The sequence below is a fragment of the Mycolicibacterium pyrenivorans genome (assembly GCF_025821625.1).
Classification (GTDB): domain Bacteria; phylum Actinomycetota; class Actinomycetes; order Mycobacteriales; family Mycobacteriaceae; genus Mycobacterium; species Mycobacterium pyrenivorans.
This window is the reverse complement of the sequence record NZ_JACKSH010000025.1, coordinates 1-15241: the sequence shown is the minus strand read 5'-3', so window position 1 is coordinate 15241 and position 15241 is coordinate 1. Positions and strand designations below refer to the sequence as shown.

Genomic DNA, 15241 nt, shown 5'->3' with positions numbered 1-15241 from the left:
CCGATGGGCCGCCCGCCCGCGCCGCGCCCGCAGCCCGGCTACCCGACGGGGCCCTACCCGGGCGCCCAGCCACCAAGTGCGCCGCAGCCGTCGCGGCCCGCACCGGTCCACCAGCCCATCTCGTCGCCCACGATGGAGTCGGTCACGGTGATGGGTCCCGCGGCGGCACCGCGGTCCGGTGACGGCAACCTCGCGACCAGCATGCTCAAGATCCTGCGGCCCGGCCGGCCGGCGGAGGCCCCGCCCGGTTCGGTCAAGATCGGCCGCGCGAGCGACAACGACATCGTCATCCCCGACGTGCTGGCCTCCCGCCACCACGCCACGCTGATCCCCGGCCCTTCAGGGACCGAGATCCGCGACGAACGCAGCATCAACGGCACCTTCGTCAACGGTGCCCGCGTCGAGTCCGCGATGCTGACCGACGGGGACACCGTCACCATCGGCAACGTCGACCTCGTGTTCCGCGACGGCACGCTGGTGCGCCGCACCGAGACCGCCGCCGACACCGCCACCGGCGGCCTCGCCGTCCACGGCGTCACCTGGACCATCGAGGGCAACAAGACGCTGCTGGAGAACATCTCCATAGCCGCGCGACCGGGCACGCTGACCGCCATCATCGGCCCGTCGGGTGCGGGCAAGTCGACGTTCGCCCGACTGGTCGCCGGCTACACCCATCCGACGACCGGCCAGGTGTCGTTCGAAGGCCACGACGTGCACGCCGAATACGCCTCGCTGCGCTCCCGGATCGGGATGGTGCCGCAGGACGACGTCGTCCACGGTCAGCTGACCGTCCGGCAGGCGTTGATGTACGCCGCCGAGCTGCGGCTGCCGCCCGACACCACCAAGGCCGACCGTGAACAGGTCGTCAACGAGGTGCTCGAAGAACTCGAGATGAGCAAGCACCTCGACACCCGCGTCGACAAGCTCTCCGGCGGGCAGCGCAAGCGCGCCTCGGTGGCTTTGGAGCTGCTCACCGGCCCGTCGCTGCTCATCCTCGACGAGCCGACCTCGGGCCTGGATCCCGCGCTGGACCGCCAGGTGATGACGATGCTGCGCCAGCTGGCGGACGCGGGCCGCGTGGTCCTCGTCGTCACCCACTCGCTGACCTACCTCGACGTCTGCGACCAGGTGCTGCTGCTCGCCCCGGGCGGCAAGACCGCGTTCTACGGCCCGCCCAGCCAGATCGGCCCGTCGATGGGCACGACGAACTGGGCGGACATCTTCTCCCATGTCGCAGGCGATCCGGATGCGGCCGCACAGCGCTTCCTCGACCAGAACGGGCCGCCGCCGCCGCAACCGGCCGCACTCAGACCCTCGGAACTGGGCAACCCGACCCGCACCAGCGTGCGAAGGCAATTGTCGACGATCGCGCGCCGCCAGATCCGGCTGGTGATCTCCGACCGCGGCTACTTCGCGTTCCTGATGCTGCTGCCGTTCATCATGGGCGTGCTGTCGCTGTCGGTGCCCGGGGACGTCGGGTTCGGCGTCCCGAAGACCGCCATGGAGGGCGGCGAGGCTCCCAACGAGCCCGGCCAGATCCTGGTGATGCTCAACGTCGGCGCGATCTTCATGGGCACCGCACTGACCATCCGGGCACTGATCAGTGAACGCGCGATCTTCCGGCGCGAGCAGGCCGTCGGGTTGTCCACGACCGCCTACCTGATGGCCAAGGTGGTGGTGTTCACCGCGTTCGCCATCGTCCAGGCGGCGATCGTCACGTCGATCGCGATCGCGGGCAAGGGCTGGGGCGCCGGCGCCGTGGACAGCGGCGCGGTGATCGGCAACCGCAGCCTCGAGTTGTTCACCGACATCGCCGTGACGTGCGTGGCGGCGGCGATGGTCGGCCTGGCGCTCTCGGCGCTGGCCAAGTCCGCCGAGCAGATCATGCCGCTTCTGGTCGTCGCGATCATGAGCCAGCTGGTGTTCTCCGGCGGCATGATCCCGGTGACCGACCGCATCGTCCTCGACCAGATGTCATGGGCGACTCCGGCCCGCTGGGGCTTCGCGGCGTCGGCGTCGACCGTCGACCTCATCCGGTTGGTGCCGGGGCCGCTGACGCCGAAAGACCGCCACTGGGAACACACTTCGGCTGCGTGGCTGTTCGACATGGCGATGCTGGTGGCGATCAGCGTCTTCTATCTCGGCTTCGTCCGGTGGCGGATCCGGCTGAAAGCCGCCTGACGCCGCATCGACTTCCGTACGCTCGGCGTGGGGGGAGCCGATGGATCGATCCGTGAGCGATGCCGACGTGTCACATGCCGACGCGGCGATGCGCTCGGCAGCGCTCGCGGCCGCACTCGCCGAGGTGCAGCAGTGGGGCGTGGATCGCTTCAGCATCGAAGGCGTCGCCCACCGCGGCCACATCGAGCCCGACTACATCCGCAAGACGTGGGCCAGTGACCGCCAACTCATCCTCGACTCGCTGCGCGATTACAGCGAATCGAGGATCACGCTGCCCAACACCGGATCCCTGCACGGCGACCTCGTCGAACTCGCTCTCGCCATCGGCGCGTACCTCAACGACCCCGTCGGACGGCGGATCGCCCGCATGTTCGTCGTCGACAGCAGGGCACTGGTCGTCGACTCCGACATCAGGGTGCAGTTCTGGCTGCTGCGCCGGACGATCATCGGGGAGATCTTCGACCGTGCCGCCGGACGGGGCGAACTGCGCGACGACGCCAAGCCGCTGTTGACACTCCAGCTGCTGACGTCGCCGCTGCACACGTTCGCCCTGTACACCGACCAACCGGTCGACCCGGACTTCTGCCGTGCGATCGCCGACCTGGTGGCCCGCGCGATCAGCGTCTAGCCACTACTCGCCGAGCAACCAGTCGTTGGGCGCGAACAGCTCGCAGTGAACCCGCTCGGTCGTCACGCCGCGCGCGACGAGCTGGGAGCGGACCGCCTGCACGAAACCGTTGTTCCCGCACAGGTAGACATGGGCGTCCTCGGCCAGCGGCACGTTCTCCAGCGTCAGCAGCCCCGGATGAGCGCCGGGTGCACCCGCGGTCAAGCCGTCCTCGTACCAGACGTCCAGGGTCGCGTTGGGCAGTTGGGCCAGCAGCTCGTGCTGACGCTCCCGGAGCGGATGGCTCTGGTCACTGCGGTCGGCGTGCAGCACCTGCACGGTGGCGGCGGGCGCTTCGACCGCGAGGTACTCCAGGATGCCGATCATCGGGGTGATCCCGATGCCTGCCGAGATCAACACCAACGGCTCGCTGCCGTCGGGGGCGGGCAGGTCACCGAAGGGCACGGTGACGTCGAGGAGGTCGCCGACGCACACATTGGCGGCGATCCAGCTGGACACCTCACCTGCGGGCTGATCCGCGACACTGCCGACGGGCTTGACCGCGAAGGTCAGCTCGCGCGCGCCCGGGGCGCTGACCAGGCTGTACTGCCGCAGCTGACGGGCGCCGTCGGGCATCGTGACGCCTACCGAAACATACTGTCCCGGAAGGAAATCAGTGAAAGGTTCGTCGACGGACCGGACGGTGAGCAGCACCACGCCCGAGGTGTCGTCGACCCTGGACACCACCCGGGCCCGGCGGTACACGTCGCCGTCGGCGACACCTGCGCCGCGGTAGAGGTCGTGCTCGAGCGCGATGAGCGTGTCGGCCATGATCCAGAACACCCGGTCCCAGGCCGCTGCCACCTCTTCGGTGACGGTGTCGGCGCCCAGCACCTCCACGATCGCGGCGAACAAGTTCTCGTACACGATCGGATACTGCTGGGCGGTCACCCCCAGCGACGCGTGCTTGTGCCCGATGCGCGACAGCAGTTCGACCGGGTGCGGCAGCGCGGGATCGACCAGATGGGTGGCGAAGGTGGCGATGGACGCCGCCAGAGCGCGCTGCTGGGCGCCCTGTGCCTGGTTGCCGCGGTTGAACAGGTTGCGCAGCAACTCCGGATGCGCGGCGAACATGCGGCGGTAGAACTCGGTGGTGATCTCGTCGATGTGCGCGCCGATCAACGGAAGCGTCGCGGAGACGATCTCGGCGTGCGCTGGCTCCAGTTGTGCGGGGGCGGCGGTGATGGTCATCGGGAGGTCCTTTCGGTGGTGGGGCTGTCTGGTCGTGAATCCGGGGTTACCGGCGGGCCATGGCTCGCCGGGATCAGGGGGATCAGGACGAGGTTCGCGTCCCCGGCCAGGTCGCTGACGGTGTAGCGGTCCAGTTCGCGGTAGAACGCTTCCTTGGCGTCTGCCAGCGCGCGGCGCAACCGGCAGGCCGGCACCAGGGGGCACGGGTTGTCGCCGCCGCACTCGATGACCTCGCGGTCGCCCTCGAGGCGCCGCACCAGCCACCCGACGGACGCATGCCGACCCGCCTCGGTGAGGGCGAGGCCGCCGGTGCGTCCGCGACGGGCGTGCACCATGCCGAGATCGACCAACCGGGAGACCGCCTTGGCGATGTGGTTCTCCGAGGCGTTGGCGCCTGCCGCGATCGATCCGGTGGTGACCCGGTGATCGTCGGCCTCGCCCGCGGCGAGCAACATCATCGCCCGCAGTCCGAGATCGGTGAACCGGGTGAGTTGCATACAAAAGACGCTAGTTAATTGCGCATCTGGAATGCGACTTTTAGCGCTGTGTCCTTAAACACCTCATGACGTGCGGCTTTTTGACCAGCAGCCGACGTCTACCGGTGCATCCGGATGCACCCGGGCGAGTTGCGCGCTGTCCCAGTAGCCGCGTTGCTGCACGATCAGCCCGTTGCGCATCTGGAAGAAACCGCTCACCCTCCGATGTCGAGCCCGTGGGCCGCCGCGTAGGCCAGTCCCTGCTCGATGTCGACCTTGGCGCCGCGTAGCTTCGCCGTCGTCCAGAACGTCGGGTCGGTGCGCGCGCCGCGCAGGTCGGCACCCTCCAACCGGGCGTCCTGGGCCCGCACGCCCGTCAGGTCGGCACGCCGTAACACCGCTTCGCGCAGGTCCGCACCCACCAGGCTCGCCTCGCGCAACCGGCAGTCGGACAAATCCACCTTGCGCAGGTCGGCACCGCCGAGCGCCACCAGGGTGAAGTCCACCTCGACCAGCGTCAGCGGCCGCATCCGGCACTCGGTGAACGTGGACCCGAGAAAGCTGCAGTGCCGAAACGAGCTGTGCCACAACGACGTCCGACGAAACTTACAGTTCCGGAAGGCGGAGCCGACGTGCTGGGATTCGGACATGTCCACACCGGAGAAGTCGCAGTCGGTGAACACCACGCGCTCGGTGCTCAGGCGGCTGAGATCGTGGTCGCGGAAGTCGTGACCGGCGAATTCGCGGTCTGCTTCGTGCGGGTTCACCCGGGAATCGGCGCCAGCCGGCTCAGCGCGTATTCGGTGACGGCGATCAACGCCGCCTTGGCCGAGTCGCGGCTGCGCGCGTCCACCGACATCACCGGCACGTGCTCGGACAACGTCAGCGCCCTGCGGACCGCGGACAGCGAATGCCGGGGCGCGCCGTCGAACTCGTTGACGGCAACCAGGAACGGCAGATCGCGCGCCTCGAAGAAATCCACCGCCGCAAAGCTGTCGGCCAGCCTGCGCACGTCGACCAGGATGATCGCGCCGATCGCGCCGCGAACGAGGTCGTCCCACATGAACCAGAACCGGCGCTGCCCGGGCGTACCGAACAGATAGAGCACCAGATCGTCGTCGAGGCTGATCCGGCCGAAGTCCATCGCCACCGTGGTGGTCGTCTTCGACGGGGTTGCCTGGAGCACGTCGACCCCAAGCGATGCGTTGGTCACCAACGCCTCGGTGCGCAACGGCACGATCTCGGACACCGCGCCCACGAACGTCGTCTTACCGGCACCGAACCCGCCGGAGATGACGATCTTGGTTGATGCGGCCCTACTAGAGTGCCCTGAGGCCACGCAGAGTCCTTCCGATCAGTTCTCGTCTTTCGTCGGCCGTCGCGGCCTCGCCGAGGGTGGCGTGCACCCGCACATAACCCTGCACCACCAGATCCCCCACCAACACCCGCGCCACGCCGAGCGGCAGTGAGAGATGCGCGGCAATCTCGGCCACCGAGGGGTGCTCGGCACACATCGCCAGGATCTGGCCCCGGACATCGTTGCCGGGCCACCGCGGCGGTTGCGCCGGGGTGACCGCACCCACCGGCGCCTCGAGCGGAAGCTCGACGCGCGAGTCGGTACGACCCGCCGTCAGGGTGTACGGGCGTACCAGACTCGGCTCATCGACATCGGATCCGGAGCCGTCGCTTCGCCACTCGTCCATGGGTCCCTCACGAGTGCTGCGGGGCACGTCGGGTGGCCTGGACGACGGATCCCACCCGTTCGACCAGGATCGCCATCTCGTAGCCGATCTGGCCGATGTCGCAGTTGTGCACCGCCAGGGTCGCGAGGTTGGACCCGTCACCGACGCGCATCAGCAGCAGGTAACCGTTCTCCATCTCGACCACCGACTGCAGCACATGCCCGCCGTCGAACAGCTGCGCGGCGCCCGTGGACAGACTCGCCAGACCGGAGGCGACCGCGGCGAGCTGGTCGGCCCGCTCACCCGGCATGTGCTCGCTGGCCGCCATCAACAGCCCGTCGGCCGACACCAGGATCGCGTGCGACACCCCCGTCACCTCACGGGCGAAGCGGGAGACCAGCCAGTCGAGCGAATCGCGCTGCTGCGAGTCGGTCATTCGGTGTCGGCCCCTTCGGTCTGCTGAGTGCGGGAGCGGGCGGCGTGCACGCCGCCGAAATGCCTGCCGATGCTGGTGCGCACCGCCTCGGGATCCCGGACATGACGACCGTGGGCGCCGCCGCCGGACTCCGCGAAGCCGGCGGCCGACGGCGCCTGCGGCCCGGCACCGTTGCGGTGGTCACCGTCGTCGGCGGCCCCCGGCACCAGCCGCGCACCGGGCCGGCGAACGGGCAGACCCTCGACGGTGTGGTCGAGCACCGGAGCGCTCTCCGCGGCCGCCGCGGCCGACCAGCCGTGGTCCCAGACCGACTGCCAGTTCAGGTCGGTGCTGTGGGACAGCTCGTGCGGATCGACAAGCCATTCGGACAGCATCTTCTGGTAGATCGCGTCGTCGCTGTCGGTGTCCTGGTGCACCGCGTGACGGGAATGCCCGTTGTGAGCAGGCGACTTGTGAGCAGGCGGCTGGTGAGCAGCCGGCTGGTGAGCAGGCGGCTGGTGAGCAGCCGGCGGCGGTTGCTCCGCCGGCTGTTCCCGCGGCTCCGGCTCTGCCTGCGGACGCGGAGCGAAGAACGCGGCCACATCGGAGGGTGCCGAGGGCTGCGGGAGTTCGACAGGCCGGCCGGGGTCGGCGATCCCGCTGGCACCGGGCTGCCGCTGCGGCAGCACCTCGACCGGCGGGACCAACGTCGCCGCGGTGATGGTCGGGTCGGGCTCGTCGAGGGCGAGCGCGGTCGCGATACCGGCGTGTGCGTCGGCGGCCTGTTCGTCCGGTGCGCCGTAGCGGACGTCGCCCGTGGCGACCAGTTGCTCGGCCGGCACGTATACACCCGCCGTGGTGCCCGACTCCGGTTCGCCGGCGACGGTGCTGCGCAACCGCACCACCAGGCCGTGCTGGGCGGCCAGCCGCCCCACCACGAACAGGCCCATGTGCCGCGCGGTGTACGGGTTCACCTCGCCGCCGGACTGCAGGCGGGTGTTGGCCACCCGCAGATCGGATTCGGTCATCCCCAGCCCGGTGTCGCTGACCTCGAGGACCAGACCGCCGTTGCCGGTGTGCACGGCCGACACCTTCACCTGCGAGGTCGGCGGCGAATACCGCAGTGCGTTGTCCAGCAACTCGGCGAGCAGGTGCACCAGGTCGCCGGCGACCGTGCCCGCGATCTCGCTGTCGGGAAGGCCGGTGGTGACGACGCGGGTGTAGTCCTGTACCTCGGACGCCGCCGCGTTGACGAGCGCGGTGACCGACACCGGGTCGGCATGCTCCCGCGGGATGCGCGCACCGGCCAGCACCAGCAGGTTGGCGCCGTTGCGGCGCATGCGCGCGGCGAGGTGGTCCAGCCGGAACAGGCTCTCGAGCCGGTCGGGGTCCTCCTCGTTGCGTTCGAGCCTGTCGATGAGGGAGAGCTGCTGATCCACCAGCGACCGGTTGCGCCGCGACAGCGTCTCGAACATGTCGGTCACCTGCAGCTGGAGCCGGGCCTGCTCGCCTGCGAGCTGCACCGCCTGCTCGTGCAGTTCGTCGACGGCGTGCGCGACCTGGCCGATCTCCTCGGAGGTGTGCACCGGGATCGGTTGCACCGGGACGGGTTTGCCGTCGGTGCGGACCTGGTCGACTTCCCGCGCCAGGTCGTCGTGGGCCACCTTGAGCGCGCTGTCGCGCAGGGTGCGCAGCGGGCGGACCAGGGTGCGGGCCACCAGCGTGACGAGCAGCAGCGCGACCACGATCGCGGCGACCACGAGGGCGGCATCACGGATCGCCGTGGTGCGCGCGTCACCGGCCTGCTCGTCCACGGTCGCCGGGATCGACTCGGCGGTACGGGCGATAACCCCGTCGGCGATGCCGGCCGTGACCTGCTGAGATGCCAGCAGGTCAGGGTTGCCGACGAGCGCGGCGGCAGGTTCGGACAGCACCGCCATCCGCTCGACCATCTCCGAGCGCAGCGCGGCCGCCTGGTCGGTCGCGCCGCCGAGGAACGCCCCCATCGCCGAGACCGTCGACGGCTCGGTGCCCGCCAGCGTGATCATCGCCGAGCGCAGCACCGGTTCGGGTAGGTCGCCGCCGCGGTTGACGAGCATCTGCTGCATCGCCATCTGCCCGCGCGCCCCGACGGCACGGGCCAGCGCGTCGCCTTGGGACTGCACGCTCTGGTCGTCGTTGGCGACAAGGCCGGTGATCGCGGTCTCGGCGGTGATCAGCAACGGTGCGTACGTCATCACCCGGCCGCGCAGGTCGATGGTGTTGCCCATCATCTTGCCGACCAGGTCCTGCCCGTAGTCCAGCAGCGTGTTGGTGGCCAGCCGGACGTCGTCGGGGACGTCGGTGCCTGCCAGTTGCTGCTGCAGCGCGGCCTTGCGGGAATCGAAGCCGGCCAGGGCGGTCTGAGCGTCGCCGCCCTCGGTGGCGGCGACCATCGTGTCCTCGAGGGCCGCCATGTAGTCGACGACGGCCGGCACCATGGCCGCCCGGTCGGCGGCTCGGCGCAGTTCGACGGCGTCGGAGGTGGCGGCCTGGATGCGGAAGCCGCCGAACACACAGGCCAGCACCAGCGGCACCGCCACGATGGCGAGCATTTTCCACCGGACCGGCCAGTTGGGCAGCGCCCTCCGCGACGGCCGCTTCGCCGGTTGCCCGGGCTTCATCGGCCGCCCACGCTGTCGGCGGGGCGCCCGCAGTCGTTCGATCGAGCGTCGTTCATTTTGCTTCCTGCTGATGGCGCCGGGCCCGGCAATTCGACGAGTATGCCAGCCAAGTCACCCGGTTTCCACCGTTCACACTGAGCAGACCGAGCCCGCAAATCCGCCACCGCTCCGTTGCCCGCGGCGCCAGCAAACGTGATCGTGCCGGCTGAACCGATAGGCGATCGTTACGCCTGCGACATCGGAGATCACCACGGACACGCCACAATTGAATGGAGTGATTGGGATCACATCACGGCGGGTAAGGTGAGGTCACGGAAGAAGGGTGCGCCGATGTACAACGACGACGAGGACCTGTCCACCTTGGCCGATCTGGCGTCGATCATCGACTCCCCGATGATGCGGGCGATGAGCAGCGAAGTCGTCGACATCGACACTCACACCGGCCTTGTCGCCATCGCCGCGTACGAAGAGGGACTCGGCCGCTCCGCGTAGCACCGCGTTCACCGCTCACGACGGTCACCGCTCACGACGGCCGCAGAAGCGCGACGAGGAACTCCGAGTCGTCGGTGAACGGTCGCACGTCCCAGGTCGACAGCAGCAGATCGGTCGCAAACCCCGCTTCGGCAGCGTCGTCGAGGAACTGTGCGAACTCGTAGTCACGACCCGCGCCGAAACCGATCGCCGCCCGGCCGTCACCGGTGAGGTGCGCGCGCAGCCGGCTCAGCACCTGGACCCGGGTGCTCGGGGCGAGGAACGTCATGACGTTGCCTGCCGAGACGATCACGTCGAACGGTTCGGGGATACCGCGGGCGGGCAGGTCGAGCTCGGCGAGGTCGCCGACGAGCCAGCGCGGCCCGGGATGGTCCTGTTCGGCCGCTTCGATGAGCGTCGGGTCGACGTCGACACCGACCACGTGATGACCGGCCGCGGCCAGATACCCGCCCAACCGGCCGGGCCCGCAGCCTGCGTCGAGGATGCGGGCGCCGCGGGGGGCCATCGCGTCGACGAATCGCGCCTCCCCGGCCAGATCGTCTCCGGCACGCGCCATCGCCCGAAATCGCTCGACATACCAGTGCGAATGTCCGGGATCCGCCGTGACCTGCCGCATCCAGATGCTCTGCTCGACCATGCCCGCATTATCGCAAGAGAACACCGGGGCCCATTGCGCCATTGCCGCACAGGCAAGTTCGGGTCCGTCGCTTTTCACCAACCGGCGGGTGCGGCTGCCCGGCGGGGCGCAGGGCCACGATCTACCGGGGCGATGTCCAGCCGTAACCTTCCAGGCACCCGTTGAGGAAGGACGACCGTGTCGTGTTCAAGGTCATGTTCTATTCCCCGCGCATCGCCCCCAACACCGGCAATGCGATCCGGATGGTCGCCGGAACCGGTTGCGAACTGCATCTGGTGGAACCGCTCGGCTTCGACCTGTCCGAACCCAAGCTGCGCCGCGCCGGCCTCGACTACCACGACCTCGCGTCGGTCACGGTGCATTCCGACCTCGCCGCCGCCTGGACGGCGCTGACGCCGGACCGCGTCTTCGCGTTCACCGCGCACGCCACGGCGTCGTACGCCGACGTCTCCTACCGTCCCGGGGATGTGCTGATGTTCGGCCCGGAACCCACCGGTCTCGATGAGGCGACGCTGAGCGACCCGCACATCACCGCGCAGGTGAGGATTCCGATGCTGCGCGGACGGCGGTCACTGAACCTGTCCAACGCCGCCGCCGTCGCCGTCTACGAAGCCTGGCGCCAGCAGGGGTTCCCCGGCGCGATCTGACCTACCTTCCGACGAGCGCTTGCGCGAGGAGAAATCACCAACTGTCCCAATGGGTGACTTGCTCGGCGGGTAGCCGTTTCGCCGGGCGGAAGTCGGTGCCCTTGGTGTATGCGATCGGGAACAGCCCGGCCTGGCTGTACTTGTCGAAGGGGATTCCGAGGATTTCGGCGGCCTGCCGCTCGCCGTCGCCGAGCAGGTGCAGCGTCGTCCACGCCGATCCCAGTCCGCGGGACCGCAACGCCAGCATGAAACTCCACGCCGCGGGCAGCAGCGAACCCCAGAACCCCGCGCTCTGTCCGGACGGGGTGTTCTCCGGCTTGCCCTCCAGACAGGGGATCAGCATCACCGGGACTTCATGGAAGTGGTCGTTGAGGTACTTCGCGGAGTCCTCGACGCGGGGCCGCTGCTCGTCGCGGATGTCGCCGAGCGACGGCTTGGCCATCGCCAGGTAGGGCGTCGCGTTGGTCCGGTAGATGTCGGCGAGCGCCTTCTTCTTGTCCGGGTCTTCGACGAACACCCATTGCCAGCCTTGGTTGTTCGACCCGGTGGGCGCCTGCAGCGCGATGTCCAGACATTCCATGAGCACGTCGCGCGGGACCGGTTTGTCGAGATCCAGCCGCTTGCGCACCGAGCGGGTGGTGGTCAGGACTTCGTCGGCGGAGAGGTTGAGCGTCATTGTGCCGAGCCTACATTCGCGTACCTGGGAGCCGCCTGACGAAGTGGCGTCTAGCGGAAGTCCCGCGACTTCGCAGCCACCCGCATACTGAGCTTGCCCATCCGGTCGGCGACCACGGTGACCGCGCCGGTGGCGTTCTGCACGATGCCGCGGACCACCAACGCCGAAGCCGTCTGCGCCAACTTGCGATGGCGCGACCACACTCCCGGAGAGCACAACACATTCACCATCCCCGTCTCGTCCTCGAGGTTCATGAACGTCACCCCCTGCGCGGTGGCCGGCCGCTGCCGGTGTGTGACCGCCCCGGCCACCAGCACCCGGGTTCCGTCGGGCACCGACAGAAGCCGGTCGGCGGGAACCACACCCAGGGCGTCGAGATCCTCCCGAAGGAACTGGGTCGGATATCTGTCCGGGGACACGCCGGTCGCCCACACGTCGGCGGCGGTCAGTTCCAGCTCCGTCATCCCGGGCAGCGACGGGACGTGCGATGCCGACCCGACCCCGGGCAGCCGGTCCGGCCGTTCGGTCGCGGCCGCCCCGGCGGCCCACAGACCTTCGCGCCTGGAGATCCCGAAGCAGCCGAGCGCCCCCGCGGTGGCCAGCGCCTCGGTCTGCGGCACGGACAGTTGCAGCCGGCCGGTCAGATCGAGAAGAGAGGTGAAGCGGCCGTTGGCATTCCGCTCATCGACCAGGCTCTGCGCCAGGTCGTCGCCGATGTGGCGGACGCTGCCGAGGCCCAGCCGCACCTCCAGACCGTGGTTCTCCAGCGTGGCGTGCGCGAGGCTGGCATTGACGTCCGGTCCGTGCACGACGACGCCGTGCCTGCGCGCATCGGCGACCAGCGACTGCGGTGAGTAGAACCCCATCGGCTGAGCCCGCAACAGCGCCGCGCAGAACGCCGCGGGATGGTGCAGCTTGAACCACGACGAGTAGAACACCAACGACGCGAAGCTCAGCGAATGACTCTCCGGGAAGCCGAAATTGGCGAACGCCTCCAGCTTCTCGTAAATCCGTTCGGCCACCTCCCCGGTGACACCGTGCAGTTCGGCCATCCCGTCGAAGAACCGGTCCCGCAGCCGGCGCATCTTCTCCGTCGAGCGTTTCGAGCCCATCGCACGGCGCAACTGGTCGGCTTCCGCCGCGGAGAACCCCGCGCAGTCGACGGCCAGCTGCATTAGTTGTTCCTGGAAAAGAGGCACCCCCAGTGTCTTTCGAAGCGCGGGCGCCATCGAGGGATGGTCGTAGGTGACTTCTTCGAGGCCGTTTCGCCGTTTGATGTACGGGTGCACCGACCCACCCTGGATCGGCCCGGGGCGGATCAGCGCCACCTCGACCACCAGGTCGTAGAACATCCGCGGCTTCAGCCTCGGCAGCGTGGCCATCTGCGCCCGCGACTCCACCTGGAACACCCCGACGGAGTCCGCCCGCTGCAGCATCTCGTAGACCGCCTGCTCCCCCAGATCCAGCATGGCCAGGTCGACGTCGATGCCCTTGTGCTCGGCGACCAGATCGATGGCGTAGTGCAGCGCCGAGAGCATACCGAGACCTAGCAGGTCGAATTTCACCAATCCGATTGCCGCGCAGTCGTCTTTGTCCCACTGCAGCACACTGCGGTTCGCCATCCTCGCCCACTCGACCGGGCACACGTCGGCGATCGGGCGATCGCAGATCACCATGCCGCCGGAGTGGATACCCATGTGCCTTGGCAGGTTGGAGATCTGCTTGGCCAGATCGATCACCTGCGCGGGGATGTCCTCCACGTGGGGTGACTCGGTGCCCTTTCCGCTCCTCGCGTCCGCGGCCAGGTTCCCCCACTGGCCGACCTGCTTGCTCCAGGCATCCTGTTGACCCTGGGAGTACCCGAGCGCGCGGGCCATGTCCCGCACCGCACTTCGCCCCCGGTAAGTGATCACGTTGGCCACCTGCGCGGCGTACTCACGGCCGTACCGCTGGTAGACGTACTGGATCACGTTCTCCCGCAGGTCCGATTCGATGTCGATGTCGATGTCGGGTGGTCCGTCACGGGCAGGCGACAGGAAACGTTCGAACAAGAGCTCGTTGGCGACCGGGTCGACATTGGTGACCTTGAGCGCATAACAGACCGCGGAGTTCGCCGCCGAGCCCCTGCCCTGGGACAGGATGTTGTTGGTCCGGCAGAACCTGGTGATGTCGTGCACCACCAGGAAGTAGCCGGGGAACCGCAACTGCTCGATGATCGTCAGCTCATGCTCGATCTGGGCGTATGCGCGGGGGGCGCGCCCGGGTGGGCCGTACCGCTCCCGGGCGCCCTCCATCACCAGGTGCCGCAACCAGCTGATCTCGGTATGCCCCTCGGGCACCTCGAACGGCGGCAACTGCGGGGCGATGAGGGCCAGGCCGAAGGCGCACTGTTCCCCCAGCTCGGCTGCGGCCGTCACCACCTCGGGACAGTGTGCGAACACCCGCGCCATCTCCTCTCCGGATCGCAGGTGTGAACCACCAAGGGGGGCAAGGAAACCCGCCGCTTCATCCATCGAGTTCCTGGCCCGGATCGCGCCCATCGCCATGGCAAGCCTGCCCTTCGCCGGTTCGGCGAAGTGTGCGGCGGTGGTGGCGACGACTCCGAGGCCGAACCGGGGAGCGAGCGCGGCCAGCGCGGCGTTTCGTTCGTCGTCGAGCGGGTGGCCGTGGTGGGTGAGCTCGACGGTCACCCGGTCGCGACCGAACCGGTCGACCAGCCCGGCCAGCGCGGCGGCGGCAGCATCCGGACCACCCGTGGAAAGCGCCTGGCGGACATGGCCTTTGCGGCAGCCGGTCAGGATCTGCCAGTGCCCGCCCGCCGCCTCGGTCAGCGCGTCGAAGTCGTAGCGCAGCATGCCCTTCTCGCCGCCGGCGAGATGCGCCGCCGCCAGTTGCCTCGACAGTCGCCGATAGCCTTCCGGCCCCCGCGCGAGCACCAGCAGGTGCGGCCCTGGCGGGTCGGGTTCGTCGGTGCGGCTTCCGCCGCCGAGGGACAACTCGGCGCCGAACACCGTGGCCACGTCGAGTTCCCTGGCCGCCTCGGCGAACCGGACCACGCCGTAGAGCCCGTCGTGGTCGGTCAGCGCGATGGCGCGGAGGTCGAGCCGGGCCGCCTCCTCCACGAGCTCTTCCGGCGTGCTGGCGCCATCGAGAAAGCTGTAGGCCGAATGGGCGTGCAGTTCGGCGTAGGGCACCGCACCAGGAGCAGTCGTGCCCGGCTGCTGCCCGCTGGGTTCGTACCGACCTCGCTTGCGTGACCACGCGGGGCTGTCACCACCGTCGCCGGGAGGCTCGCTCAGCGGCAGCCCGCTGCGGCGCGGCTTACCGCGCTCCGGCCGGCCGCTGAGGACGCGCTCCATCTCCGTCCAGCTCGGCGGACCGTTGTGCCAACCCACCCGACCATCATATCGAACACACGTGGCGCTCCTAGTGTTCTAGTGGGTGCCTTTTCGCTGTTCAGCGGTTCTTTTGGTTGAGACTCAAGCGTTCTCGGCGTGTTATTGCGCAGATGAGG

15 protein-coding genes are annotated in these 15241 nt (G+C 69.0%); 4 read left to right on the top strand and 11 right to left on the bottom strand.

What is annotated here, in order from left to right; all coding sequences use genetic code 11:
• Window positions 1–2181, top strand: a 2181-nt coding sequence (locus H7I57_RS03640; protein ID WP_264021942.1) for an ATP-binding cassette domain-containing protein, incomplete at its 5' end; no start/stop codon positions are given.
• A 52-nt stretch (window positions 2182–2233) separates the two neighbouring features.
• The gene (locus tag H7I57_RS03635; RefSeq protein ID WP_264021941.1) at window positions 2234–2809 is read left to right on the top strand and encodes a TetR-like C-terminal domain-containing protein; all 576 of its coding nucleotides are present in this window, start codon (window positions 2234–2236) and stop codon (window positions 2807–2809) included.
• A 3-nt stretch (window positions 2810–2812) separates the two neighbouring features.
• Here the strand turns inward: H7I57_RS03635 and H7I57_RS03630 are convergent, their stop codons facing one another.
• From H7I57_RS03630 to H7I57_RS03595, 8 genes are all read right to left on the bottom strand, one after another.
• Window positions 2813–4039 (bottom strand): globin domain-containing protein, encoded by a 1227-nt coding sequence (locus H7I57_RS03630; protein WP_264021940.1) that lies wholly within the window; start codon window positions 4037–4039, stop codon window positions 2813–2815.
• Entirely contained in the window at window positions 4036–4536 is a 501-nt protein-coding gene (locus H7I57_RS03625; RefSeq protein ID WP_264021939.1) for an RrF2 family transcriptional regulator, read from the bottom strand. Before H7I57_RS03625 ends, H7I57_RS03630 begins: the two co-directional genes overlap by 4 nt.
• A 63-nt stretch (window positions 4537–4599) precedes the next feature.
• A complete protein-coding gene (locus H7I57_RS03620) occupies window positions 4600–4734 on the bottom strand; it encodes a hypothetical protein (protein WP_264021938.1) in 135 nt (44 codons plus the stop codon).
• Complete coding sequence (locus tag H7I57_RS03615; protein WP_264021937.1) at window positions 4731–5282, bottom strand: pentapeptide repeat-containing protein; 552 nt, start codon at window positions 5280–5282, stop codon at window positions 4731–4733. Before H7I57_RS03615 ends, H7I57_RS03620 begins: the two co-directional genes overlap by 4 nt.
• Window positions 5279–5854 (bottom strand): GTP-binding protein, encoded by a 576-nt coding sequence (locus tag H7I57_RS03610; protein ID WP_264021936.1) that lies wholly within the window; start codon window positions 5852–5854, stop codon window positions 5279–5281. Before H7I57_RS03610 ends, H7I57_RS03615 begins: the two co-directional genes overlap by 4 nt.
• Entirely contained in the window at window positions 5835–6218 is a 384-nt protein-coding gene (locus tag H7I57_RS03605) for a DUF742 domain-containing protein (protein WP_264021935.1), read from the bottom strand. The genes H7I57_RS03610 and H7I57_RS03605 overlap by 20 nt, the downstream gene beginning before the upstream one ends.
• Before the next feature lie 7 nt (window positions 6219–6225).
• Window positions 6226–6633, bottom strand: coding sequence for a roadblock/LC7 domain-containing protein (locus H7I57_RS03600; RefSeq protein WP_264021934.1), 408 nt, complete (start codon window positions 6631–6633; stop codon window positions 6226–6228).
• Window positions 6630–9275: an ATP-binding protein gene (locus H7I57_RS03595; RefSeq protein WP_264021933.1), complete on the bottom strand. Its 2646-nt coding sequence runs from the start codon at window positions 9273–9275 to the stop codon at window positions 6630–6632. The genes H7I57_RS03600 and H7I57_RS03595 overlap by 4 nt, the downstream gene beginning before the upstream one ends.
• 303 nt (window positions 9276–9578) lie before the next feature.
• On the opposite strand from H7I57_RS03595, the gene H7I57_RS03590 reads away from it, so the two are divergent.
• Window positions 9579–9767 (top strand): hypothetical protein, encoded by a 189-nt coding sequence (locus H7I57_RS03590; protein WP_264021932.1) that lies wholly within the window; start codon window positions 9579–9581, stop codon window positions 9765–9767.
• A gap of 31 nt (window positions 9768–9798) precedes the next feature.
• Here the strand turns inward: H7I57_RS03590 and H7I57_RS03585 are convergent, their stop codons facing one another.
• The gene (locus tag H7I57_RS03585) at window positions 9799–10404 is read right to left on the bottom strand and encodes a class I SAM-dependent methyltransferase (protein ID WP_264021931.1); all 606 of its coding nucleotides are present in this window, start codon (window positions 10402–10404) and stop codon (window positions 9799–9801) included.
• Window positions 10405–10586: 182 nt separating this feature from the next.
• Between H7I57_RS03585 and H7I57_RS03580 the strand changes: the two genes are divergently transcribed.
• Complete coding sequence (locus H7I57_RS03580) at window positions 10587–11051, top strand: tRNA (cytidine(34)-2'-O)-methyltransferase (RefSeq protein ID WP_264021930.1); 465 nt, start codon at window positions 10587–10589, stop codon at window positions 11049–11051.
• Window positions 11052–11085: 34 nt separating this feature from the next.
• Here H7I57_RS03580 and H7I57_RS03575 read toward each other — a convergent pair whose 3' ends face one another.
• Both H7I57_RS03575 and H7I57_RS03570 read right to left on the bottom strand, forming a co-directional pair.
• Window positions 11086–11727 (bottom strand): nitroreductase family protein, encoded by a 642-nt coding sequence (locus H7I57_RS03575; protein ID WP_264021928.1) that lies wholly within the window; start codon window positions 11725–11727, stop codon window positions 11086–11088.
• Window positions 11728–11777: 50 nt separating this feature from the next.
• Complete coding sequence (locus H7I57_RS03570) at window positions 11778–15122, bottom strand: error-prone DNA polymerase (protein WP_264021927.1); 3345 nt, start codon at window positions 15120–15122, stop codon at window positions 11778–11780.
• Window positions 15123–15241 lie beyond the last annotated feature (119 nt).

Bases quoted from the DNA above. Each gene is read 5' to 3' on its own strand.
- H7I57_RS03630 (WP_264021940.1), bottom strand. From the start codon at position 4,039: ATGACCATCACCGCCGCCCCCGCACAACTGGAGCCAGCGCACGCCGAG.
- H7I57_RS03625 (WP_264021939.1), bottom strand. From the start codon at position 4,536: ATGCAACTCACCCGGTTCACCGATCTCGGACTGCGGGCGATGATGTTG.
- H7I57_RS03605 (WP_264021935.1), bottom strand. From the start codon at position 6,218: ATGGACGAGTGGCGAAGCGACGGCTCCGGATCCGATGTCGATGAGCCG.
- H7I57_RS03600 (WP_264021934.1), bottom strand. From the start codon at position 6,633: ATGACCGACTCGCAGCAGCGCGATTCGCTCGACTGGCTGGTCTCCCGC.
- H7I57_RS03595 (WP_264021933.1), bottom strand. From the start codon at position 9,275: ATGAAGCCCGGGCAACCGGCGAAGCGGCCGTCGCGGAGGGCGCTGCCC.
- H7I57_RS03585 (WP_264021931.1), bottom strand. From the start codon at position 10,404: ATGGTCGAGCAGAGCATCTGGATGCGGCAGGTCACGGCGGATCCCGGA.
- H7I57_RS03575 (WP_264021928.1), bottom strand. From the start codon at position 11,727: ATGACGCTCAACCTCTCCGCCGACGAAGTCCTGACCACCACCCGCTCG.